The sequence below is a fragment of the Microbulbifer sp. HZ11 genome (genome assembly GCF_000708675.1).
GTDB lineage: Bacteria > Pseudomonadota > Gammaproteobacteria > Pseudomonadales > Cellvibrionaceae > Microbulbifer.
In genome coordinates this window covers 142,561-161,745 of the sequence record NZ_JELR01000001.1, presented here as the reverse complement: position 1 = coordinate 161,745, position 19,185 = coordinate 142,561, and the positions used below count along the sequence as shown (strand labels likewise).

General features: G+C 56.4%; 19 protein-coding genes. 11 read left to right on the top strand and 8 right to left on the bottom strand.

All coding sequences use genetic code 11. The features are described 5' to 3' along the window. Nucleotides 1-84: 84 nt before the first annotated feature. On the bottom strand, nucleotides 85-981 hold the full coding sequence (locus tag AU11_RS00655; protein ID WP_051687035.1) for a PHP domain-containing protein: 897 nt from the start codon (nucleotides 979-981) through the stop codon (nucleotides 85-87). Between the two features lie 322 nt (nucleotides 982-1,303). Here AU11_RS00655 and AU11_RS00650 point away from each other — a divergent pair, with 322 nt between their 5' ends. From AU11_RS00650 to AU11_RS00615, 8 genes are all read left to right on the top strand, one after another. Further along, nucleotides 1,304-2,056 carry a VC0807 family protein gene (locus AU11_RS00650; RefSeq protein ID WP_043315644.1) on the top strand — a complete coding sequence of 251 codons (753 nt, stop codon included), beginning with the start codon at nucleotides 1,304-1,306 and terminating at the stop codon, nucleotides 2,054-2,056. An 83-nt stretch (nucleotides 2,057-2,139) separates the two neighbouring features. Then, nucleotides 2,140-2,439 carry a YciI family protein gene (locus AU11_RS00645; RefSeq protein ID WP_043315642.1) on the top strand — a complete coding sequence of 100 codons (300 nt, stop codon included), beginning with the start codon at nucleotides 2,140-2,142 and terminating at the stop codon, nucleotides 2,437-2,439. A 61-nt stretch (nucleotides 2,440-2,500) separates the two neighbouring features. After that, nucleotides 2,501-3,184 carry a TIGR04211 family SH3 domain-containing protein gene (locus AU11_RS00640; protein ID WP_043315640.1) on the top strand — a complete coding sequence of 228 codons (684 nt, stop codon included), beginning with the start codon at nucleotides 2,501-2,503 and terminating at the stop codon, nucleotides 3,182-3,184. Nucleotides 3,185-3,292: 108 nt separating this feature from the next. After that, complete coding sequence (locus AU11_RS00635; protein WP_051686825.1) at nucleotides 3,293-3,934, top strand: peptidylprolyl isomerase; 642 nt, start codon at nucleotides 3,293-3,295, stop codon at nucleotides 3,932-3,934. Further along, nucleotides 3,927-4,682 (top strand): pyridoxine 5'-phosphate synthase, encoded by a 756-nt coding sequence (locus AU11_RS00630; RefSeq protein WP_043315637.1) that lies wholly within the window; start codon nucleotides 3,927-3,929, stop codon nucleotides 4,680-4,682. The genes AU11_RS00635 and AU11_RS00630 overlap by 8 nt, the downstream gene beginning before the upstream one ends. After that, nucleotides 4,683-5,555 carry a Rossmann-like and DUF2520 domain-containing protein gene (locus AU11_RS00625; RefSeq protein ID WP_043315634.1) on the top strand — a complete coding sequence of 291 codons (873 nt, stop codon included), beginning with the start codon at nucleotides 4,683-4,685 and terminating at the stop codon, nucleotides 5,553-5,555. Further along, the gene (locus tag AU11_RS00620) at nucleotides 5,552-6,322 is read left to right on the top strand and encodes an RNA methyltransferase (protein ID WP_043315631.1); all 771 of its coding nucleotides are present in this window, start codon (nucleotides 5,552-5,554) and stop codon (nucleotides 6,320-6,322) included. Before AU11_RS00625 ends, AU11_RS00620 begins: the two co-directional genes overlap by 4 nt. Nucleotides 6,323-6,676: 354 nt before the next feature. Then, complete coding sequence (locus AU11_RS00615) at nucleotides 6,677-7,792, top strand: OmpA family protein (protein ID WP_051686824.1); 1,116 nt, start codon at nucleotides 6,677-6,679, stop codon at nucleotides 7,790-7,792. 471 nt (nucleotides 7,793-8,263) lie between these two features. Here the strand turns inward: AU11_RS00615 and AU11_RS00610 are convergent, their stop codons facing one another. From AU11_RS00610 to AU11_RS00595, 4 genes are all read right to left on the bottom strand, one after another. Continuing rightward, on the bottom strand, nucleotides 8,264-9,271 hold the full coding sequence (locus tag AU11_RS00610) for an ABC transporter ATP-binding protein (protein ID WP_043315629.1): 1,008 nt from the start codon (nucleotides 9,269-9,271) through the stop codon (nucleotides 8,264-8,266). 8 nt (nucleotides 9,272-9,279) lie between these two features. Beyond that, nucleotides 9,280-10,791: an iron ABC transporter permease gene (locus AU11_RS00605; protein WP_043315625.1), complete on the bottom strand. Its 1,512-nt coding sequence runs from the start codon at nucleotides 10,789-10,791 to the stop codon at nucleotides 9,280-9,282. Then, complete coding sequence (locus tag AU11_RS00600; protein WP_231491377.1) at nucleotides 10,788-11,753, bottom strand: substrate-binding domain-containing protein; 966 nt, start codon at nucleotides 11,751-11,753, stop codon at nucleotides 10,788-10,790. The genes AU11_RS00605 and AU11_RS00600 overlap by 4 nt, the downstream gene beginning before the upstream one ends. 178 nt (nucleotides 11,754-11,931) lie before the next feature. Continuing rightward, a complete protein-coding gene (locus AU11_RS00595; protein WP_043315620.1) occupies nucleotides 11,932-12,750 on the bottom strand; it encodes a hypothetical protein in 819 nt (272 codons plus the stop codon). A gap of 344 nt (nucleotides 12,751-13,094) precedes the next feature. Here AU11_RS00595 and AU11_RS00590 point away from each other — a divergent pair, with 344 nt between their 5' ends. Together AU11_RS00590 and AU11_RS00585 are read left to right on the top strand one after the other, a co-directional pair. Then, a complete protein-coding gene (locus tag AU11_RS00590) occupies nucleotides 13,095-14,618 on the top strand; it encodes an adenylate/guanylate cyclase domain-containing protein (RefSeq protein WP_156035058.1) in 1,524 nt (507 codons plus the stop codon). Continuing rightward, the gene (locus AU11_RS00585) at nucleotides 14,611-15,720 is read left to right on the top strand and encodes a tetratricopeptide repeat protein (protein WP_043315616.1); all 1,110 of its coding nucleotides are present in this window, start codon (nucleotides 14,611-14,613) and stop codon (nucleotides 15,718-15,720) included. The genes AU11_RS00590 and AU11_RS00585 overlap by 8 nt, the downstream gene beginning before the upstream one ends. 28 nt (nucleotides 15,721-15,748) lie before the next feature. Here AU11_RS00585 and AU11_RS00580 read toward each other — a convergent pair whose 3' ends face one another. Genes AU11_RS00580 through AU11_RS00570 form a run of 3 tightly spaced genes read right to left on the bottom strand, consistent with a single transcriptional unit; the run spans nucleotide 15,749 to nucleotide 18,321 of the window. Beyond that, complete coding sequence (locus AU11_RS00580; RefSeq protein ID WP_043315614.1) at nucleotides 15,749-16,273, bottom strand: flavin reductase family protein; 525 nt, start codon at nucleotides 16,271-16,273, stop codon at nucleotides 15,749-15,751. Nucleotides 16,274-16,286: 13 nt separating this feature from the next. Further along, nucleotides 16,287-17,318 carry a methionine synthase gene (locus AU11_RS00575; protein WP_043315612.1) on the bottom strand — a complete coding sequence of 344 codons (1,032 nt, stop codon included), beginning with the start codon at nucleotides 17,316-17,318 and terminating at the stop codon, nucleotides 16,287-16,289. Nucleotides 17,319-17,343: 25 nt separating this feature from the next. Further along, nucleotides 17,344-18,321: a DUF1852 domain-containing protein gene (locus AU11_RS00570; protein WP_043315610.1), complete on the bottom strand. Its 978-nt coding sequence runs from the start codon at nucleotides 18,319-18,321 to the stop codon at nucleotides 17,344-17,346. Nucleotides 18,322-18,711: 390 nt separating this feature from the next. On the opposite strand from AU11_RS00570, the gene AU11_RS00565 reads away from it, so the two are divergent. Beyond that, nucleotides 18,712-19,158, top strand: a complete 447-nt coding sequence (locus tag AU11_RS00565; protein WP_043317783.1) for a MarR family winged helix-turn-helix transcriptional regulator — start codon at nucleotides 18,712-18,714, stop codon at nucleotides 19,156-19,158. Nucleotides 19,159-19,185 lie beyond the last annotated feature (27 nt).

Genomic DNA, 19,185 nt, shown 5'->3' with positions numbered 1-19,185 from the left:
AAGCGCAGTTAGCACCTGCGCGAATACTCTTAATTGGCGCCAGTTTGCCACAAACACCTCTGACGAGCAGCCACCGGAAACAGGCTACGATTGCCAAAGAGCCCAGACCGGCTCCGCGCCCACCGGCAGGTGCACGCTGCCGAGAGCCCGCCAGGGCTGCTCCGGCTGGTGAAAGTCACTGCCAACGGAGGCCAGAAGATTCGGCCTGTGCAGGCCTGCCTGAACACCGGCATCCGCCATCAGTGCCTGAATTTCCCGGGTTTGGACCGGGTTTTGCTGCCCACATACCACTTCTGCCGCATCCCCGCCCGCCGACTGAAAGTCCTTCAACAGTGCCAGAAGGCGGGTACGGGTGAGACCGTACTTCAGGGGATGGGCCAGAACCGCCGCCCCCTTGGCTGCGTGAATGGCGGCGACCGTTTCCGCGAGCGCCGGCCAGGGCACTGAAACATCCCCGATTTTGCCCTGCCCCAAATACCGCTTGAAAGCTTTCGCCGTATCGCTCACATACCCCTGTGCCACCATCCAGCGCGCGAAATGCGGGCGGCCGATTTCATCCCCGCCAGAGAAGCTCCTCGCGCCGTCGAACGCCCCCGTAAAGCCTCGCTTTTCCAGCCGTGCTGCGATTTCGCGGGCTCTCTGGCGCCGCAGCCGGGCACGCTCGGAAATGGCGTCGGTCAGCGCGTCGGACCCACGGTCAATATTGAGCCCAACCACGTGAATCACACGCCGTCCCCAGCGTGCGGTCAGCTCAATGCCGGGCATCAGGGTAACCCCTTGCTCCCTCGCCGTCGCCGCAGCTTCGTCAATCCCCGCTACAGTGTCGTGATCGGTAAGCGCCAATAGCGTCACACCAGCGGATTTCGCCCTCGACACCAGCGCCGCAGGGCTTAAAATACCGTCGGATGCAGTGCTGTGGCAGTGCAGATCAACCTGACCAGATAGTGTATCGCTGGTCACGGTAACGCGGGCAGTGTCCATATCACAGTCCATAACTCGTGCTAATTTGATTCGCATTGGGGCCAACCCGGGCGGCTCTCACACGGTACGCCGAACCAGTAAACCTGGCCAGCACACCCCGGTAGACGCCGAATGGAACCGTCTGCCACAGTAGCTGTCTCAGTAACTCGCAGGCTAAACCGCCCACGCAGCTGTTGCGATGGTGCGCGGCAGATGCCAGAAGCGCGGATCTGCCGTTTCAACCGGTTCACCGGTTTCAGGGATAAGGCCCCGCACGGGGGAAAGTAACTTCGCCACTGACAGCTGTAGGGTCAGCCAGCGGGCATTATCACCGGAACAGAAGATGACTGATAGCAACCAGACGAATTCGGGGGCAGCGACGTCCAGCAGCGCCGCGGAAACCTCCACCGACAAGCCCCACAAGGAAAGCCTGCTGGGCAACCTTCTCCTCAACATTGTCATCCCAACTTTGATCCTGACCAAGTTGTCTGGCGACGAGTGGCTCGGTACCAAGTGGGCCATCGTTGTGGCGCTGGCATTTCCGCTCATATATGGCCTGCGCGATCTGCAACGCTCCGGCAAGGTCAATTTCTTTTCAGCGCTGGGTGTTGTCAGTATTCTGCTGACCGGCGGCATGAGCCTGCTGGAACTGGATGCAAAATACATCGCCATCAAGGAAGCTGCCATTCCCGGCCTCCTTGGCGTGCTCACGATCGCCAGCCTGTACACCCGCTGGCCGCTGGTGCGGACCCTGATTTACAACGACCGAATTCTCGACACTGGCAAAATTGCCAACCGTCTCGCAGCCAAAAACAATGAGAGCGCGTTTAATCGCACCCTGCAGCAGGCTTCCTGGATGATTGCCGGGTCATTCTTTTTATCTTCGACCCTGAACTACATTCTCGCCGAAGTGCTGTTGCAAAGCCCTCCCGGCACCGCAGCGTTCAATGAAGAACTGGGAAAAATGACTGCGCTCAGTTTCCCGGTGATTGCACTGCCTGCCACCATCATTCTGATGCTGGTGCTGGTGTTCCTGTTTCGCCGTATTGGCAAACTGACCGGGCTGACCCTTGAAGAAATCATGGTACAGCAGTAACTCCATGCGGGCTGCACCGTACCTTTACATCGCCGAAAACAGATCGCAGAAAACGATAACGAATCAGGAATCCGATACGCACCATGTGGTATGCCATCATCAGCCAGGACGTCGAAAACAGCCTGCCGCTGCGCAAGACTGCGCGCCCTGAGCACATTGCTCGCCTCACTAGCCTGAAAGACGAGGGGCGCCTGTTGATCGCCGGTCCACACCCGGCCATCGACAGTGAAGATCCCGGCGAAGCCGGTTTCACCGGCAGCCTGGTGGTTGCCGAATTCGCCTCACTTGCAGACGCGCAGAAGTGGGCGGACCAAGACCCCTATATGGCGGCGGGGGTTTACGCCTCGGTCACCGTCAAACCCTACAAGCTGGTGCTGCCCTGAGGCAGCCTGTAGCACGATAAAAATGAGCCCCCCGACTCTCCAAGGCCGATTTTCCCAGACCATGAAGAAACTGATTTCCGCACTCACCGCCTCTCTGATTACCCTGGCCACCAGCCACAGCCAGGCAATCAGCTCCGATCGCTATATTACCGATGAACTGCACGTGCCTATGCGCTCCGGCCAGGGCAACGAATTCCGTATTCTGCATCGCGGCCTGCCCAGTGGCACCAAGTTGACACTTCTGCAAGACTCACCGGATACCGGCTGGGCGCAGGTACGTACGCCCGGGGGTGAGGAAGGCTGGGTACGCCGCCAATATCTGGAATCCGAACCTGTCGCCAAAATCAAACTGGCACAGGCAGAGCAGCGCCTGCAGCATATCGAAAGCATGCAGGGGGACCTTGGCGGAGAAGTACGACGCCTGGAAGAAGACAACACCAAACTCACCACCGCGTTAAAGATCGAGCGGGAGCGCGCCGAGGCTCTGGCGAAAGAACTGAAGGAACTGAAATCCCTGTCGGCGGATGCGGTCGCACTGAACCAGCGCCACCAGAAGCTGCTGAATCAGCACGAACTGCTGAAGCAGAAGCAGTCCATGAGCCAGGCGGAAATTCAACGCCTGTCTTCCAGTGAGTCCCAGAAATGGTATATGTACGGCGCCGTGTCTGTACTCCTAGGCGCAATACTGGCCATGGTGGCACCGCACTTCAAACCGCGCAAACGCAATTCCGAATGGGCCAACTGACAGCGCCGAATTTTCCCTATACCCAGTGCTGCGGTTAGAATTCCAAGGCCCGGTCACCGACCGGGCCTTTTTTGTGTTCGACATTTGTATTCACTACCGGAAAAGAAGATGAAATACCTCTCCAGCTGTCGTGCCCCACTCAACACTCTGCTCGCCTTTGTCCTGTTGAGTCTTTCCAGCCTCACACTGGCGGTAACCAACAACCCCCGTGTCGAACTGGAAACGGATCTCGGCACCATTGAGCTGGTGCTGTACGCGGACAAAGCGCCAGCCACGGTGGAAAATTTCCTGAACTATGTAGACAGTGGTTTCTACAACGGCACAATTTTTCACCGGGTAATTCCAGGCTTTATGGCTCAGGGGGGCGGCTTCACCTTCGATTTTCAAGAGAAACCGACGAACGACCCGGTCAAAAATGAATCGAATAATGGCTTGTCCAATCAGCGCGGCACCATAGCCATGGCGCGCACCAATAACCCGGACAGCGCTACCTCGCAGTTTTTTATCAACCTCGTGGACAACAGCCGTCTTGATGGCAGTGCCGACAAGCCCGGCTACACCGTATTCGGCAAGGTACTGTTAGGTATGAGCGTGGTACAGCAGATCGCTGCTGAGCCCCGCGGCCAGCACAAGGCCTTCCGCGACGCACCAAACATGTCAGTGCGTATACTGAAAGCCAGACGTAAAGACTCGGACAGTACTCCGTCTTCCGCCTCCCCCAGCCCAGTGGAGAACAAATCCAGTGATTGATCTCAGTGTCAACCTGAACAAAATTGCCCTGATTCGCAATTCCCGCGAAGGCAACTTTCCGGATGTGGTCGCCCACGGGCGCACTTGCCTGGATGCCGGCGCCAACGGTATTACCGTGCACCCGCGCCCGGATCAGCGGCATATTCGCCCGGGAGATGTGCGCGACCTCGCGGCACTCTGCTCCGCGCGGGGCGTTGAATTCAATGTGGAGGGCAACCCCTTTGCCGGCGCCCTGGGAAGCTATCCCGGGCTGCTGCCGCTGGTCATGGAAACCCGGCCCCAGCAGTGCACCCTGGTGCCCGACAGCAACGACCAGCTGACCTCCGACCACGGCTTTGACCTGACGCGCGACGGCACACGTCTTGAACCAATTATCCAGCAGCTTAAAGACGCGGGAATTCGTGTCAGCCTGTTTATGGATCCAGTCAAGGCACAGATCAGCCTGGCGAAAGAAGTCGGGGCCGATCGTATCGAACTGTATACCGGCCCCTTTGCCGAAGCGGTGACCAACCAGAGTGCCGACGTCGATCGCATTTTTGCCGAACACTGGGCGGCTGCAGAACACGCCCTGCACCTGGGGCTCGGAGTCAATGCGGGCCACGACCTGAATCTCATCAACCTGCGCCGCTACCGCACACTGCCCGGCTTGCAGGAAGTCTCCATCGGCCACGCGCTGACCGTAGATGCCATCAGTATGGGCCTGTCCAACGCGGTGGCCGCCTATGTTAGCTGCCTGGCAGGTGACTGATTGCGCACTCTGAACATCATTGGCGCTGGCAGACTGGGGCAGACCCTGGCCGCCCTGTGGCACCGGCGCGGTGTCTTCGCGATCGGTGGCATTCTCAATCGCCAGACCGCTAGCGCCACCCGAGCGCGGGCATTTATCGGCGCGGGCACGGTAATTGATACCTTACACGCAATGCCCCCCGCGGAGATCTGGCTACTGGCAGTGCCGGATGATCGAATCGAGGCAACAGCGACAGCACTCGCGCCGATTTTCCAAACACAGGCTGCACATCCATTGGTATTTCACTGCAGTGGTGCCCTGCCCGCCGCTGTGCTCACCCATTGCGGTGAGGCCAACCTGGCAAGCGCACACCCGGTACACAGTTTTGCCGACCCACGGCGCTCACTGACGGACCTGCCCGGTGCCACAGTCGCGCTGGAAGGCGCTCCGCAGGGCGTAAAGGTACTGGAAAGTGCGTTTCTCGCGCTGGATTGCCGCTGCATTCACCTCAGCCCCGAACAAAAAGTGCTGTACCACGCGGGCTCGGTGATGGCCTGTAACTACCTGACAGTGTTATTGGAGCAGAGCCTACAGCTGTTTGATGCAGCGGGTATTGATCGCGAGACCGCCATGCGATTACTGGAGCCGATTGTGCTGCAGACCGCGCGCAACAACTTCGCCCTCGGCCCGGAGCAGGCGCTCACGGGCCCACTGGTAAGGGGTGATCTCGCGACCGTCGCGCGACAGCTAAGCGCTCTACAGCATGCGAGCCCGGAAACAGAGCGACTCTATCGCACCTTAGGACTGGCAGCGTTACCGCTGGCGAAAAAGACCGGCTTGAGCGAAGATGCGCTCCGCCAACTGCAAACCATTCTTGACGAACCGCTATCGTGACCGACTCCCCCGAATACCTGAAAAAACGCGCCTTCTTCGACAGCCTCCTCACGATCTACGGGCGCAAACCGGTACTGGAGGCGCTGGAAGACAATTCGCTGCCGGTGCACAAGCTGCATCTGGCAGACAGCAACCGCAAGGATCAGCTGATTACCCGCATCGAGCAGCTAGCGCAGGAGCGGGGAATCGCGGTCGCCCACTGGGACCGCAAAGGCCTGTCGCGCATCTCCAAGAATGCCCGCCAGGATCAGGGGGTGGCACTGGATCTGGCCTTGCCGAAATACGGCAGCGCGGAGACTTTTCTGCAGGAAAATGACGGCACACACTTTGAGCTGTTGGCGCTTGACGGCATCACCAACCCCCAGAATCTCGGCATGATTATCCGCTCGGCATGCGCGGGCGGCATCGATGGCATCCTGCTGCCAAAGAAGGGCTGCGCGCAAATCGACCCACTGGTAATCAAAGCCAGCGTCGGCACACTGTTCAGGACCCGAATTCTGCGCTGTGACCAGCTGGGAAGCACCCTGCAAAAATTCAGTGATCGGGGGGCGCGTGTTTGCGCACTCTCCTCCCACGCAGAAGATACACTGGGCACTCTGGACTCAACGGCGGCAACCATTTTTGTTCTGGGCAATGAAACCCACGGTGTGAGCCCTGCGGTCGCGAAATCCTGCACCCATCGTATTCGCATTCCCATGCAGAATGATGTTGAAAGCCTGAATGTAGCCATCACCGCGGCCCTGATCAGTTTTCGACACCAGTTCTGATCCGCAGACGTTTCCCGCGCGATTTTTCTCACAGGACACTCCCTCGCCGGCCACAGACATCCGGGCGGACTCGCGCACCTGAAGTTCTGCGCAAGTCGTGGTTCATGATCAACACGTTAACTTTCCCGCCAATTATTGCCCTCCCCCTAGCACAGCACTGGCAAAGTCGCCGAGATCAACTAAAAGTAACGGGAAGAAGTAAAAGTGCCCAGAACAGCAACGAGCTTCTAATTTTTTTCTGACATGGAGTGCGTTCGATCTCAAGAGTTCTTAACGCGCGTACCATAAACCAACGCCTCTGACACCAGCGTAAAAAAACGATCTCTGCTAATGAAAATGCCAAGGAAGACTTCTATGCCTTTCAAATTCTTTACTCCCAAAACCTCCGCGGGGATCACGCTCGCCGCCGCACTGATTGCCAGCACACAGGTTGCCGCGCAGGAAACCAGCTATATCGACCTGATGGCGGTGGGTACCCGCGTAGATAAAGACCGCCACACCGAGCGCCAGGGCGCCGGTGCACGAGCCGCCTACGGCTGGCAGACCAGTGGCAACTGGTTCACCGAAGTGCAACTGTTTGGTGTGAAGTTGGATGAAGATGACAATCAGTTTCAACCTGAGCTCCAACCCACCGATAACCCCTACATTTTTACCGGTAACCTGACTCCGTCGGGGGATGTAGAGTTAGCGGGCCTGGGTATGGATGTGGTGTATCACTTCAACGGCCGCCAGGGGTATTCCCCCTTCCTGCTGGGCGGTGTCGGCGTATCTCACAACAACACCAAGTTCGACTATGGGATCCAGGAAACCAACGCCTTTTTCAACCTTGGTGCCGGTATTGTCAGCGGCCCGATCAGCGACAACGGCCTGAAGGTACGCGCGGAAGTACGCTACCTGCGCGACTTTTTCGCTGGTGATATGAACGATTACCAGTTCGGTATTGGCATTAGCATCCCACTGAACTGCCCGCCTCCACCCGCACCTACTGTGGCCTATGCGCCGCCTCCCAAAGAGGAACCCGTAGAGCAGATCAATCTGGATGACGATGGCGATGGCGTACTCAACCAGAACGACCGCTGCCCAAATACCCTGCCGGGTGCAGAGGTGGATGAGTTTGGTTGCGTGGTTGCGGATCAGACCATCACCCTGGAAAACATCCAGTTTGAATTTAACTCTGCCAAGCTGACCCCACGGGCGGAAACCGCGCTGGATATGGTGGTTCAGTCCCTGCGCAGCCAGCCGAACACCCTGGTGGAAGTTGCCGGACACACCGACAGCCAGGGCAACGATGGATATAACCTTCGCCTGTCCGGTCAACGTGCCGAATCGGTGCGTCGCTATCTGGTTTCCCGCGGGGTGAACACCTCGCGGATTACCGCCAAAGGCTACGGCGAGACCAAACCTGTCGCTTCCAATGCAACAGAAGCCGGGCGCGCGCAGAACCGCCGGGTGGAACTGAACTTCCGCTGATCTGACCAATTAGTTCAGAAACCCTCACTGCGGAACCTCCCCGGGGAGGGCACCCAGCTCCGTAGTACAAAAGCCGGCAAATTGCCGGCTTTTTTATTCACAATCCACAGAAACTGTGGATATGTCTGTGCGCAACATACGGGAAAACGCCGCCAGCCCGCATGACTCCGTTGTAACCACTTTGTGAAGAAAATTTAACCAAATTAAATTTTCATTACAAATCAGTCACTTACAAATGGTTTCAAATCAGACTTGACAAATTTCTGCTGTAACTAAACAACCTGATCCGTTCACCCTTCACTGTGGAAAGCTTTTTCGGGTAGCCCCAAAGAGCTATCGAATTTCAAGGTTTTTTTGCTACAGGAGGCGCCAGAGCGGTAACTGCCCGCGCAGCGGGCACAGATTGGCCAGCGGTCAGGCAACAGCACCAAGTGGTCACATATAATGTGTGAAATAGGCGCCGCAAAAGTGCTACCGGGCAAAGGCAGCCAGTGGATGGGTGGTGGTAATTGCCATTTGCACACGGGCTCCGGGCTCCGCCTGCACTTCGTGGCTGGTGCGCACCTTGAGTTGCACGCCGTCGGCGATCTGAACAGCAAACAGGCGCGAGCACCCCTCGTAACGGACCCAGTCCACTACCCCGTTGCCCATTTGTGAGGGAACCAGAGACAGATCATCCGGGCGCAACAACAAATCTACAGCACCACTGGCACCATGAATCGGAATGCCCGGTGCCGGTCCCAATGCAGTGGTTACCTGATGCCCGTCGAGCATTCCGGGGAGGAAACTGGCTTCACCGAGAAAGCGCGCCACAAACCGGCTCGCAGGCTCAGCAAAACATTTTTCCGGGGTATCCAGCTGCTCCAGCTTGCCACCGTTCAATATCCCCACCCGATCGCCCACGGAAAGCGCTTCTTCCTGATCGTGGGTGACCCAGATAGCGGGGATACCAGCGGCTTTAAGCGCTTCGCGGATTTCCCAGCGAAGACTGTCTTTTAAAGCGGCATCCAGATTGGAAAGTGGCTCGTCCAATAGAATAAATGCGGGCTGATGTGCAATGGTCCGCGCCAGGGCAACACGCTGTTTTTGCCCCCCCGACAGGCTTGCCGGTTTGGCCTGACGGAAATTTTCCAGCCCCAGCAGCTTCAGCCAGTGATCTGCCAGCGCGGTATCTTTGAGGCGAAAGCAGACGTTCTCCTGAACAGTAAGATGCGGGAACAGGGCAAAGTCCTGAAACACCATCCCCACATTGCGTTTTTCCGGTGGCACAGGTTGCTTTGCGGTGGATCGCCAGCTCCCCAGAGTGATCTCACCTTCTGATACTGGTATCAGTCCGGCCAGCGCCTGCAGGATGGTGGTCTTACCGCATCCTGTGGGGCCCACCAGCATCAATACCTCATCCTTTCCCAGGGCGAGATTGAGGTCGTCCACCACGCGAGTGGAACCGTAATCGATAGACAGGTGGCTTACGTTCAGCATTACCGCGGTTACTTTCCTGAAACTTCAAGTTCGGCCCGGCGCTCCCCGGACAACATCAGAGCCAACCCAAATGCCGACATCAACACCAGCAACAGCCCGGGGATGGCCGCGCGGCCAAAATACCCTGCTTCGTATACCCGCCACAAGTAGGTCGCCAGCGTTTCAAACCCGGTGGGGCCCAGCATCAGCGTGGCGGGCAGCTCGCGCATGGCCTCGAGAAACACCAGCGCCGCACCAGCAATCATGCCGCGCAGGGTCAATGGCAGGGTAATTCGCTGGAACGCCTCCCGCGGGCTGGCCCCCAGTACCCGAGCGGCTTTCACCAGACTGGAATCCAAGCCTTCCGCAGTAGACCGCACGGAGCCCACCGCCAGAGGTAGAAAACGCAATACGTAACACAGCACCAGCAAGCCCAGTGTCTGATACAGGAATGGCAGCTTGAGACCAACGTAAACCAGCGCAGTCCCCATTACGATTCCCGGAACACCAAAGCCAAAGTAAGTCACGCGCTCCATAATACGTCCTGCACGACCGGCTATCGCCGCATGCGCCACTGGTATCGCCAACACCACCGCGCACAATGCCGCCAGAAAGGATGCATGGGCCGAGTTCCAGGCGTATCTGGGATCGAATCCAGCACTGCCCTCGCGCACCAGCCAGACTGCGAAAATCGCCAGCGGCAATACCACCGCCAGCAATATGACCGGCGACACCGTCAATCCGATAAGCAACCGCTGGGCAGGACTTGGCCATAGGGTCAAATGTCGCCCCGGCTTTTCCCGACTGCCGCGAACCCGAGATTCGAGAAAGAGTACTAGGCCGACAATAACCAGCAACTGCAGGGAAAGCATCGCCGCCTGGCTCAGGCCGAACGCGTTGTATTCAACAAAAATTACACGGGTAAATGTATCCAGGCGCATGATCGCCGGGGTGCCAAAATCTGAAAGTGTATACAAGGCTACAAGTAACCCGCCGGCAGCAATACCGGTGGCAACCCGAGGCAGCACCACTTTCCAGAGGCTCATTCCCAGTGACATTCCAAGCGTGCGCGCCGCGTTTACCAGACTTGCATCCAGACTCAACAGCGAAGCCCGGGTGGTCAGCATGACAAACGGATAGGAATATAGAATCATCACCAATGACGCGCCGAGCAAGCCATCCATTGCAGGCAGCGGAATCCCCAGGAGATTATGAATTTCCCCACCCCGACCAAATGCCGCGTAAATGGTGAAGGCACCGATGTAGCTGGGAATTGCCAGCGGTGCCGCAAGAATCACCAGCCACAGTCGGCGCCAGGGAAACTGCACGTAGGCCGTCGCCAATGCCAGTGGTACGCCGATCAGCACGGAGCCCAGTACCGTAAACGCCATCAGTAACAGCGTATTGGAGAGCACGCGCAGGTTGTGAGCATCGAACAGCGCCGCCTCATCCGCGGCCAGGTCAATCAATACCCCAATAGGCAGAATGGCCAGTAGCGCAATCAGCGCCGCCAGTGGGTAGGAGCTGGGCCAGCGGGTCATAACACCCCGACACGGCGCATCAGATTGAGAGTGGGACGCAAGTCCGCCAGCTGGGTGAGATCAATCTTGGGAGGTGAAATGGTATTGAGTGGCGGCAGGCCTTGTGGCGGCTGCACACTGTTCACCAGGGGAATTTCATAGGCTTCGCTGGCCAGATAAGACTGCACTTCACGGGTCAGCAGGTAGCGAATGAAATTGATTGGCAGGTCGCCCTCGCTCAGTGCCAGTATTCCCGACGCATTGACCAGGCAGCCCGCGTCGTTCTTGGTGAATGCCAGATCCACGTTCGCATCTGGCTTACCGTTTTTCAGACGTAAGGTGTAGTAGTGATTGGCAAAGCCAAGATCCACTTCACCGCGCTCCACTCCCATAACGACGCCGAGTTCACCGGCGTAGCTTTTTGCCCGCTTGCTCACGCCCTTCAGCCAGTCAGTAGTAGCCTGCTCCCCTTCCAGCAGGCGCATCGCGGTCACAAAAGACTGGAAGGAAGCGTAGGCCGGCGCCCAGCCGATACTCAGATCACTGTCTGCCAGCGCCATAACGCTGTCGGGGATACGGTCGGGAGTCACCCGCTCCGTGTTGTACGGCAGTGTACGAATTCGGCCGGTAACCGGCGCCCACTGAGGATACTGGAAGCCGGGTTTCAACTGCGCAGTCACATCCGCAGGAAGTGGTCGCGCCAAGCCCGCATCCGCAACTAGGCCGATAGCACCGGAATCCACCGCCCAGAAAACATCGGCGCGACGTACTCCGGCCTTGGATTCAGCAACGATGGTATTGGCGAGCGCCGCAGTCACCCCACGGCGGATTTGCAGATTAAACCCTGGGTTTCGCTTGCGGATTGCCTCGAGAACATTCTCGTACAGTCCCCCTTCTCCGCGCCCCAGATAGAGAGTGAGGTCACCCTTCAACGGCGGAAGCTGATCCACAGATTGCGCCACGCTGTTTGACTCTGCCGCCAATGCGGAAACCGGCAGACACCCCATGGCGCCAGCCACGGCAAAACTATTTAAACAGGCACTACGTAAAAAAGCTCTGCGCTGCACGGATGGTCCTTATTCGAATCTCTCGGAGGCTTGGGCCGAAAGCCGCGCGGCGGCTTTCATCTTCAGGGCCCTTGGGTAAATGAATGCGCGCGCGTTAAAAAACGTCCTTGCGCTTTTTCTCGGCCGCCACCAGTAGCTCTTTGGCGCGGTTGATTTTTGCTTGCATGGATTCCACCACCTTACGCACGTCATCTACGCTGGTTTTTCCATTGAGCGCCTGTGGCAGGGTCACATTGAAATCTTTCTCGAGGTCTTCCACCAAAGCAGCGTCCTGCTCAATCAGCGCACCTTCCACACCCTCAAAACGATGCAGGTAGGTATCGTGGACAATTGTGGTTGCTGCTTCCGGTAGCTTTTCCGCGTATTTGGCGACGACCCGGTCCAGACGATGATTGATGTCATCCAGGGTCTCCGGCATGGTGGTAGGCTCGGATTCGGTTGTCTGAACCTTTGCCAGTAACCCTTTCTCCTGATATTGAGAGGCGAGCTTCACCGCACCCAGGGCCTGCCAGAAGGCTGCGTTCAGTTTATCCTGCTCGGCGCGCACTTCCGCCGCCGGCTTGCCGGCTTCAATGGCCTGCTTGATGCCGTAAATGCCCTGCCAGATGTTCGCGTAAACAGGGACGTAATTGGTTTCGATAGCGGAGTGGAAATCCACTTCTTCCCAGAAATCGATCAATTGCTGAGTCTCTACGGCCGCCTTACCCTTGGCCTCATAGGTATCGACCACACCGTCGTATTTGCCAACCAGCCAGCTCACTTCTTCCGAGTACTGCCCCAGATGGCCTTTCAGATCATTTACGTGGTCGCCGATTTCGCCATTGGCGGAAACCTGGGCCGTGGTCAACAACGCGGTAAGGCCGACTGCCAGCCCCAGGCCGCGATGCTTACGGAGAAAGGAATTAGCTTGCATGGTTCTATACTCTCTTTGCGTTAACTTCGCAAATGATACTCATTATCAAAAATGGAATAAAGCGTGTCCTGTGATAACAGGAAATGCGGAAAGTTCCCTTCTTCTACTGCGGTGCGCTCCCGGAAAGCCACTCGGATGATGGCGAATCACGCTAAATATCGCGACGGGATACTATCAGCACGGCTCTGTTTTTTCACCTGTCTCACCCTGCTATCCTCTCCTCCCGACGGAGGGCACCGCCTTTCATTCACGGCAATACCGAGAGTGAATAGCCAAGAGCTGGTATAGTTCTTAACCACAACACCCTTTTTCTCAGCCCTCCCCAAATTCACACGAGCACGCACTTGACCACCAAGACCAAATCGACAATGAAGCACGTTATTGCCGGTCTACAGGTGAATCTGGCTCGACTGCGCCCACGCCACGTCCCCATCGCTTTCAAATTGGCGTTGGCCATGACCCTGTTGCTGGTTCTGGGCATGACCACCCTCGGCCTGTTGATCAGTGACAAGCAAAATCACCTTATCCGCACCCAGCTCCACGATTTTGGCAGCGCCATGGCACTCCAGCTGGCAAGCCAGGCCAGCGAACCCATTCTTTCCGAGAACAGTCTGAGCCTGAGCCTACTGACGGCCAATCTGGGGCAGGAGGCGAAAGTGCTCGGCGCGGGAATCTATGCGCACAGCGGAGCGCTGCTGTCGGCATCCGGTATACAGCCTACCCTGCCAACCTCTACGCTGGCTTCCACCGAAGCAAGTGCACACCCCTGGTTTCACCAGGAAGCAGAAGCCGCTTCGGAGCGTGTGATCTCCTTTGTGGCGCCCGCTATGTACCAGGGCGTCCGCGTAGGCTCAGTGGTGGTGACGCTATCCGCGTCACTGATGGATCGCGCCGCCAGTGAGGCCCGCACTGCGGTCATCTACGCAACTCTTGCCATGATCCTTTTGGCCTCCCTGCTAGCCTACTGGCTGAGCCGCCGTTTATCGCTCCCGATTCATCACCTGATGGAGGCGACCGAGGCTATCGGCCGCGGCGACCTGGCCACGCGAATCGATGCGCAACGCAACGACGAAATCGGCTACCTGTTTGAAGGCTTTAACAATATGGCCGCCGGGCTGTTGAAAAAATCCCAGGTTGAGCAGGTGTTTTCCCGCTACGTCTCAAAAAGTGTTGCGGACAAGGTGCTCGCCAACCTGGATGAGGTGCGTCTGGTGGATCGGCCGATCGAGGCGACTGTGCTGTTTGCTGACATCACAGGCTTTACCGCCATGTCGGAAAAACTGGAACCCTGCCAGGTGTCCGAGCTGTTGAATGAGTACTTCTCATACATCTCTCGCGCCTGCGCACTCTATGGCGGCGTTGTCGACAAGTTTATTGGCGACTGTGCAATGCTGGTGTTCGGGGTGCTGGAAGATGATACCGACCACGCATTCAACGCGGTCAGTTGCGGCGTTCTGATTCAGCAGTTGGCGGCCAGACTGAACGAACAACGGCGCGCCGACGGACGTCCGGAAGTCCACTTCCGCATCGGCATTAACTGCGGTGCCATGCTGGCGGGAAACCTAGGCTCGGACGAGCGTATGGAATACACCGTGGTCGGCGACGCCGTAAACCTTGCTTCTCGTCTCTGCTGCGAGGCGGCTCCGAACCAGATCATAATCCGGGAGCAGCTATTCAGTATGCTGCAGCCGCGCATTGTCGCTCAAATGGAGCAGACCCTGTCGATACGCGGTAAATCGGTACCCGTGCAGGTCTATTCCGTGCGGGATATCCGCACGGATGCCCGTTTGACCCTGGAGGCCAACCTGAACCAGCTCCTGCAGAATGACATTCAGTCACCAGACCGAAGAGCGGTTGATCATGCCTGACCACAGGTGTACAAGCGCGTGGTATCTGACTGGTTTTTTACTGCTGTCGCTATTTCCCGGCTGCAGCCTGGTCCCCACGACGCCAGAAACACTACCGGGCTACTCGCGGGAGGCACTGGCTCAGGTTCGTCAGCAATCCGCGGATCTGAAACAGCTCCAGCAATACCCACAACCCTCTCCCACGCAACAGCAGCAGATCGCCCGGCTGGAGAAAGAGCTGCAACAGTTTGAGCGCGATGTGATCCGCGCAGCGGGCGCACTCCAAGTGCAAAATGACTGGCACGGTGCCATGCAATTACTCAAAGGCGCCGCCCGCCTGCGGCCCCACAGCCAATCACTCAGTAGCGCTCAACAACAACTGCGGGAACGCCGTCAACTCCATGAGGAGCGTGTGCGCATGGAAATGGCGATCCACCAGGGTGAACAACTGCTAAAAGATGCCCAAGCCTATCAGCGCCTGCAACAATTGCAGGGGCCCGGTGTGCTGAACTGGCTGGAACTAAAGAACTTTGATCGTAAACGCAATGCATCCGCACAATCACTGCTGGAATTCTCCCAGCGGGCTCTAGAGCGAGAGGAGAAAACCGACGACCAATTAGTACAGCGCGCGTTGAAAGTCGCCAGAGGGCTCTATGGCGAAGAGCTTCTGCTGCCGCAAAATGAACACCTTCGGAATGAGATTGAGCAAGAACTGGCTGCGGTAAACAACCGGCTCCGTCCACCACAACCGCGGCGCACACCACAGCCCCGTAAAAAAATTGAACGGCTGCCCATCGCAGAGCTTCAGCAGGCGTTAGCCAGCGGCGACCTGGTCAGCGCTCAGCAACATATAGACCGACTTCAACAAAAAGCGCCGCAACACCCTCAACTGACTCCATTAAAGTCGCAGTTCAACATGCAGTTGAACGCACGGGTAGACACTGCCCTCAAAACCGGCAATGACCTCTACAGCCAGGGACACATTGAAGAGGCGCTGACAGTATGGCGTGAAGCGGAAGCCATCGCCCCGGAAAATGTCGAGCTTCGAGCCAACATAGCCCGGGCTCAGAAATTGCTGGAAAACCTCAGAGCACTATCGGCCCCCTTCGGGAAAAAACACTAAGTGCTGCGCTTCCCCCACTGTCATAAAATTACCGGTGCCCAGGGTGAAGCACGCCATGTTCGGCAAGATTGCAATACTGCCCTTTAAAATACAGCAGTGGCTGGTCTACAGTACCCCCTTGCTGTGCCAGCGCTTTTACCTCTCCAATGACGATCAGGTGGTCACCGGCAGTGTGCTCGGCGTGTATTTCGCAATCCAGCCAGTGCAGACTACCCGTAATAATCGGGTTGCCGAGCGGTGACTCTTTCCGGTCGACGCCACGCCATTTGTCCGCGCCCCGCCGCGCAAACTGATTGGAAATTTCTACCTGAGCGCCAGACAGAATATTGACCGCGAATCGGCCGGCGCGACGTATTTTGGGATAACTACAAGAGCTCGACATCACACTGAACGAAACCAGGGGCGGGGCCATCGATACGCTATAAAACGACTGACAGGTAAAGCCTACCGGGTCGTTGTCCAGTTGCGATGTAATGACGGTAATACCGGAGGCATAGTGCCCCAGCGCCTGGCGAAAGTGCAGTGGCTCTATTGCCGCATTGTGAATTGACATGATTGGTTCCGAACTAGCTGGCCGAAAGCTCTGTGCGAATAATCTCGGCACCGGCATTCAGTGCTTGCAATTTACCCCTGGCCACCTCGCGGGATAGCGGCGCCATACCGCAGTTAGTGCAAGGGTAAAGCTTGTCGGCACCCACAAATTGCAGCGCTTTGCGCAGGGTTGTGGCAACCTCTTCCGGTGACTCGATACTATCCGTCGCCACATCAATGGCTCCCACCATCACTTTCTTTCCTCGAATCAGTTCCAGCAGATCCATTGGAACCCGGGAGTTATGGCACTCCAGAGAAATGATATCGATACTCGACTGCTGCAGCCTGGGGAAAACCTCCTCGTACTGCCGCCACTCGGAACCCAGCGTTTTCTTCCAATCCGTGTTGGCCTTGATACCATAGCCATAACAAATATGAACCGCTGTTTCACAGCGTAGACCTTCGACAGCTCTTTCCAGCGCCGCCACCCCCCAGTCATTTACCTCGTCAAAAAAAACATTGAAGGCGGGCTCATCGAACTGAATGATATCGACACCCGCCGCCTCGAGCTCCCGAGCCTCCTGATTAAGTATCCGGGCAAATTCCCAGGCCAGTTTTTCGCGACTCTTATAGTGACCGTCATATAGTGTGTCAATCATCGTCATGGGACCCGGCAGGGCCCATTTGATCAGCTTGCTGGTTTTCCGTCGCAAAAATCTGGCGTCCTCGACAAAAACTGATTTTGGTCGGGACACGGCTCCCACAACCGTCGGTACACTGGCATCATATCGATCACGAATTCGCACAGTCTCACGCTTATCAAAATCAACACCGCTGAGATGTTCAATAAACGTGGTTACAAAATGTTGCCGGGTCTGCTCACCGTCACTGACAATATCAATACCTGCCTGTTGCTGTTCCTGCAGCGCGAGGCTCAGTGCATCCCGCTTGCCCTCCGTTAATTGAGCAGCCTCCAGCTTCCAGGGAGACCAGAGTTTTTCCGGTTCGGCCAGCCATGACGGTTTGGGCAGACTGCCCGCGGTAGAGGTCGGCAATAATTTTTGCATAGTAAAAATCTTATTTTCCGGGTAATCAAACAGCGCAATTGGCTGCCCACTGATCGAGGATACGTTTATACGGCTTTATGAACCGCTCTTCGGTGAACTTCCCCTGCTTTAACGCCAACTGTTTACGCTCTTCCCGGTCGTACTGAACCTGGGTCAAAGAATAATCGGCATGCTTCAAGCTGGGCCGAAAGATTTTCCCTGCGGCTGAATTCGCGTTATATATTTCGGGCCGGTAGATTTTCTGAAAAGTTTCCATGGTGCTGATAGTGCTCACAAGCTCAAGATTTGAATAATTTTCCAGCAAATCACCAGCGAAATAAAACGCCAGGGGAGCAACACTACCCGGAGGCATAAAATAACGAACCCGCAATCCCATCTTTGCGAAGTATTCATCCGTTAATGAATACTCATCGTTCCTGTACTCAAAACCCAGCACCGGGTGCTGATTTTCTGTGCGGTAGTATGTCTTGCTGCTTGACACGCTCAGACAGATTACCGGTGGCTTTTTAAAACTTTCTTTATACGCATTGGATCCCAAGAAAGACTTGAATATTTTTCCGTGAAGATCACCATAGTTTTCCGGCAGGCTGAATTCCTGTTTCCCCTTATTGTGCTCCGACAGCAATACGCTGAAATCATAGTCCCGCACGTAAGACGAGAAATTGTTGCCCACGATACCTTCAATACGCCTGCCGGCTTTGCGATCGACAATATTCGTTTTCAGAATTTCTATCGTCGGAAAAGTCTCTCCATTACCTTCGACATCGATGTCCACAGAAATGATTTCCAGTGCCACGGAATAGCGATCCCCATTGGGATTATCCCAGTGCGCAAGTGCATTGAAGCGGTTGTCAATCATTCGCAAAGTATTGCGCAGATTCTCCTGCCGACGCTCCCCTCGGGCCAGATTGGCGAAGTTGGTTGTAATTCGTGAGCTGTCCGATGGACGATAGTGTTCATCGAAAGCAATACGCTTGATGGCGAATGTAAGCTCTTTACTCATAGCGGTCCGTATCCTGAGTCCACAATTAAGCCTGAATCAGACTCCCGTACTTCAGTATCTCACCCTGCACGGGAAGCCCTCTGGCATCCGGTTTTCCGGCCTGCCGTCAGTCGATGTGCGCATTCTATGCTGAGCCGATCTTGAATAAAATTGAAATAAAATCACAATAACTTTAGAAAAGCTCACCATTCGAATAGCCTTGGACGGGCAGATGTGGGGGCAATATCGGGTTTACAGATTGCCAATGGAGCGGGTTTAACACCGGGAAGCGGAATAGCGGTAGAGATCCCCTCCATCCGCGGCCAGGAGGCAGAGCCAGGGGGCCAGGGGTTGTAGAGAATCAATCTCTAGGATATGGTTGTTACTAACAACATAGGCAATGACATTCAGATGGAATCCAAGCTCAAGCGTGCAGAAGCCCTTTACGAAGCGGTCAACCAGCTGATCCGTGTGCATCAATTCCGTGATCGCGAAAGTATTTGCTGCCACAACGTGTCAGTCGCTCAATGCTATGCACTCGAAACCCTGGTAAAGCTTGGCCCCTTGAGACTGAAAGGCTTAGCGGACGAGATGTGTCTCGATAAAAGCACTACAAGCCGTGTAGTTGACGCCCTGCTTCGTAAAGGCTATGTGCTCAAGACCCCGGATCCGATGGATCAGCGTGCGGTTCAGCTGTCGCTGACTCCCGACGGCCGCGAGCTCTATCAAACCATACGCAAAAGTCTGATCGCAGAAGAGGCATTGATGATCACGGATATGCCTCCAGAAGCAGTCGATGCCGCGCTTGAGCTGTTGGAAAAACTTACCGTAGCGGCACGGGCTCGTCTCGGCACCTAAGCCTTTTTTTAACCACATTGTTGTTAC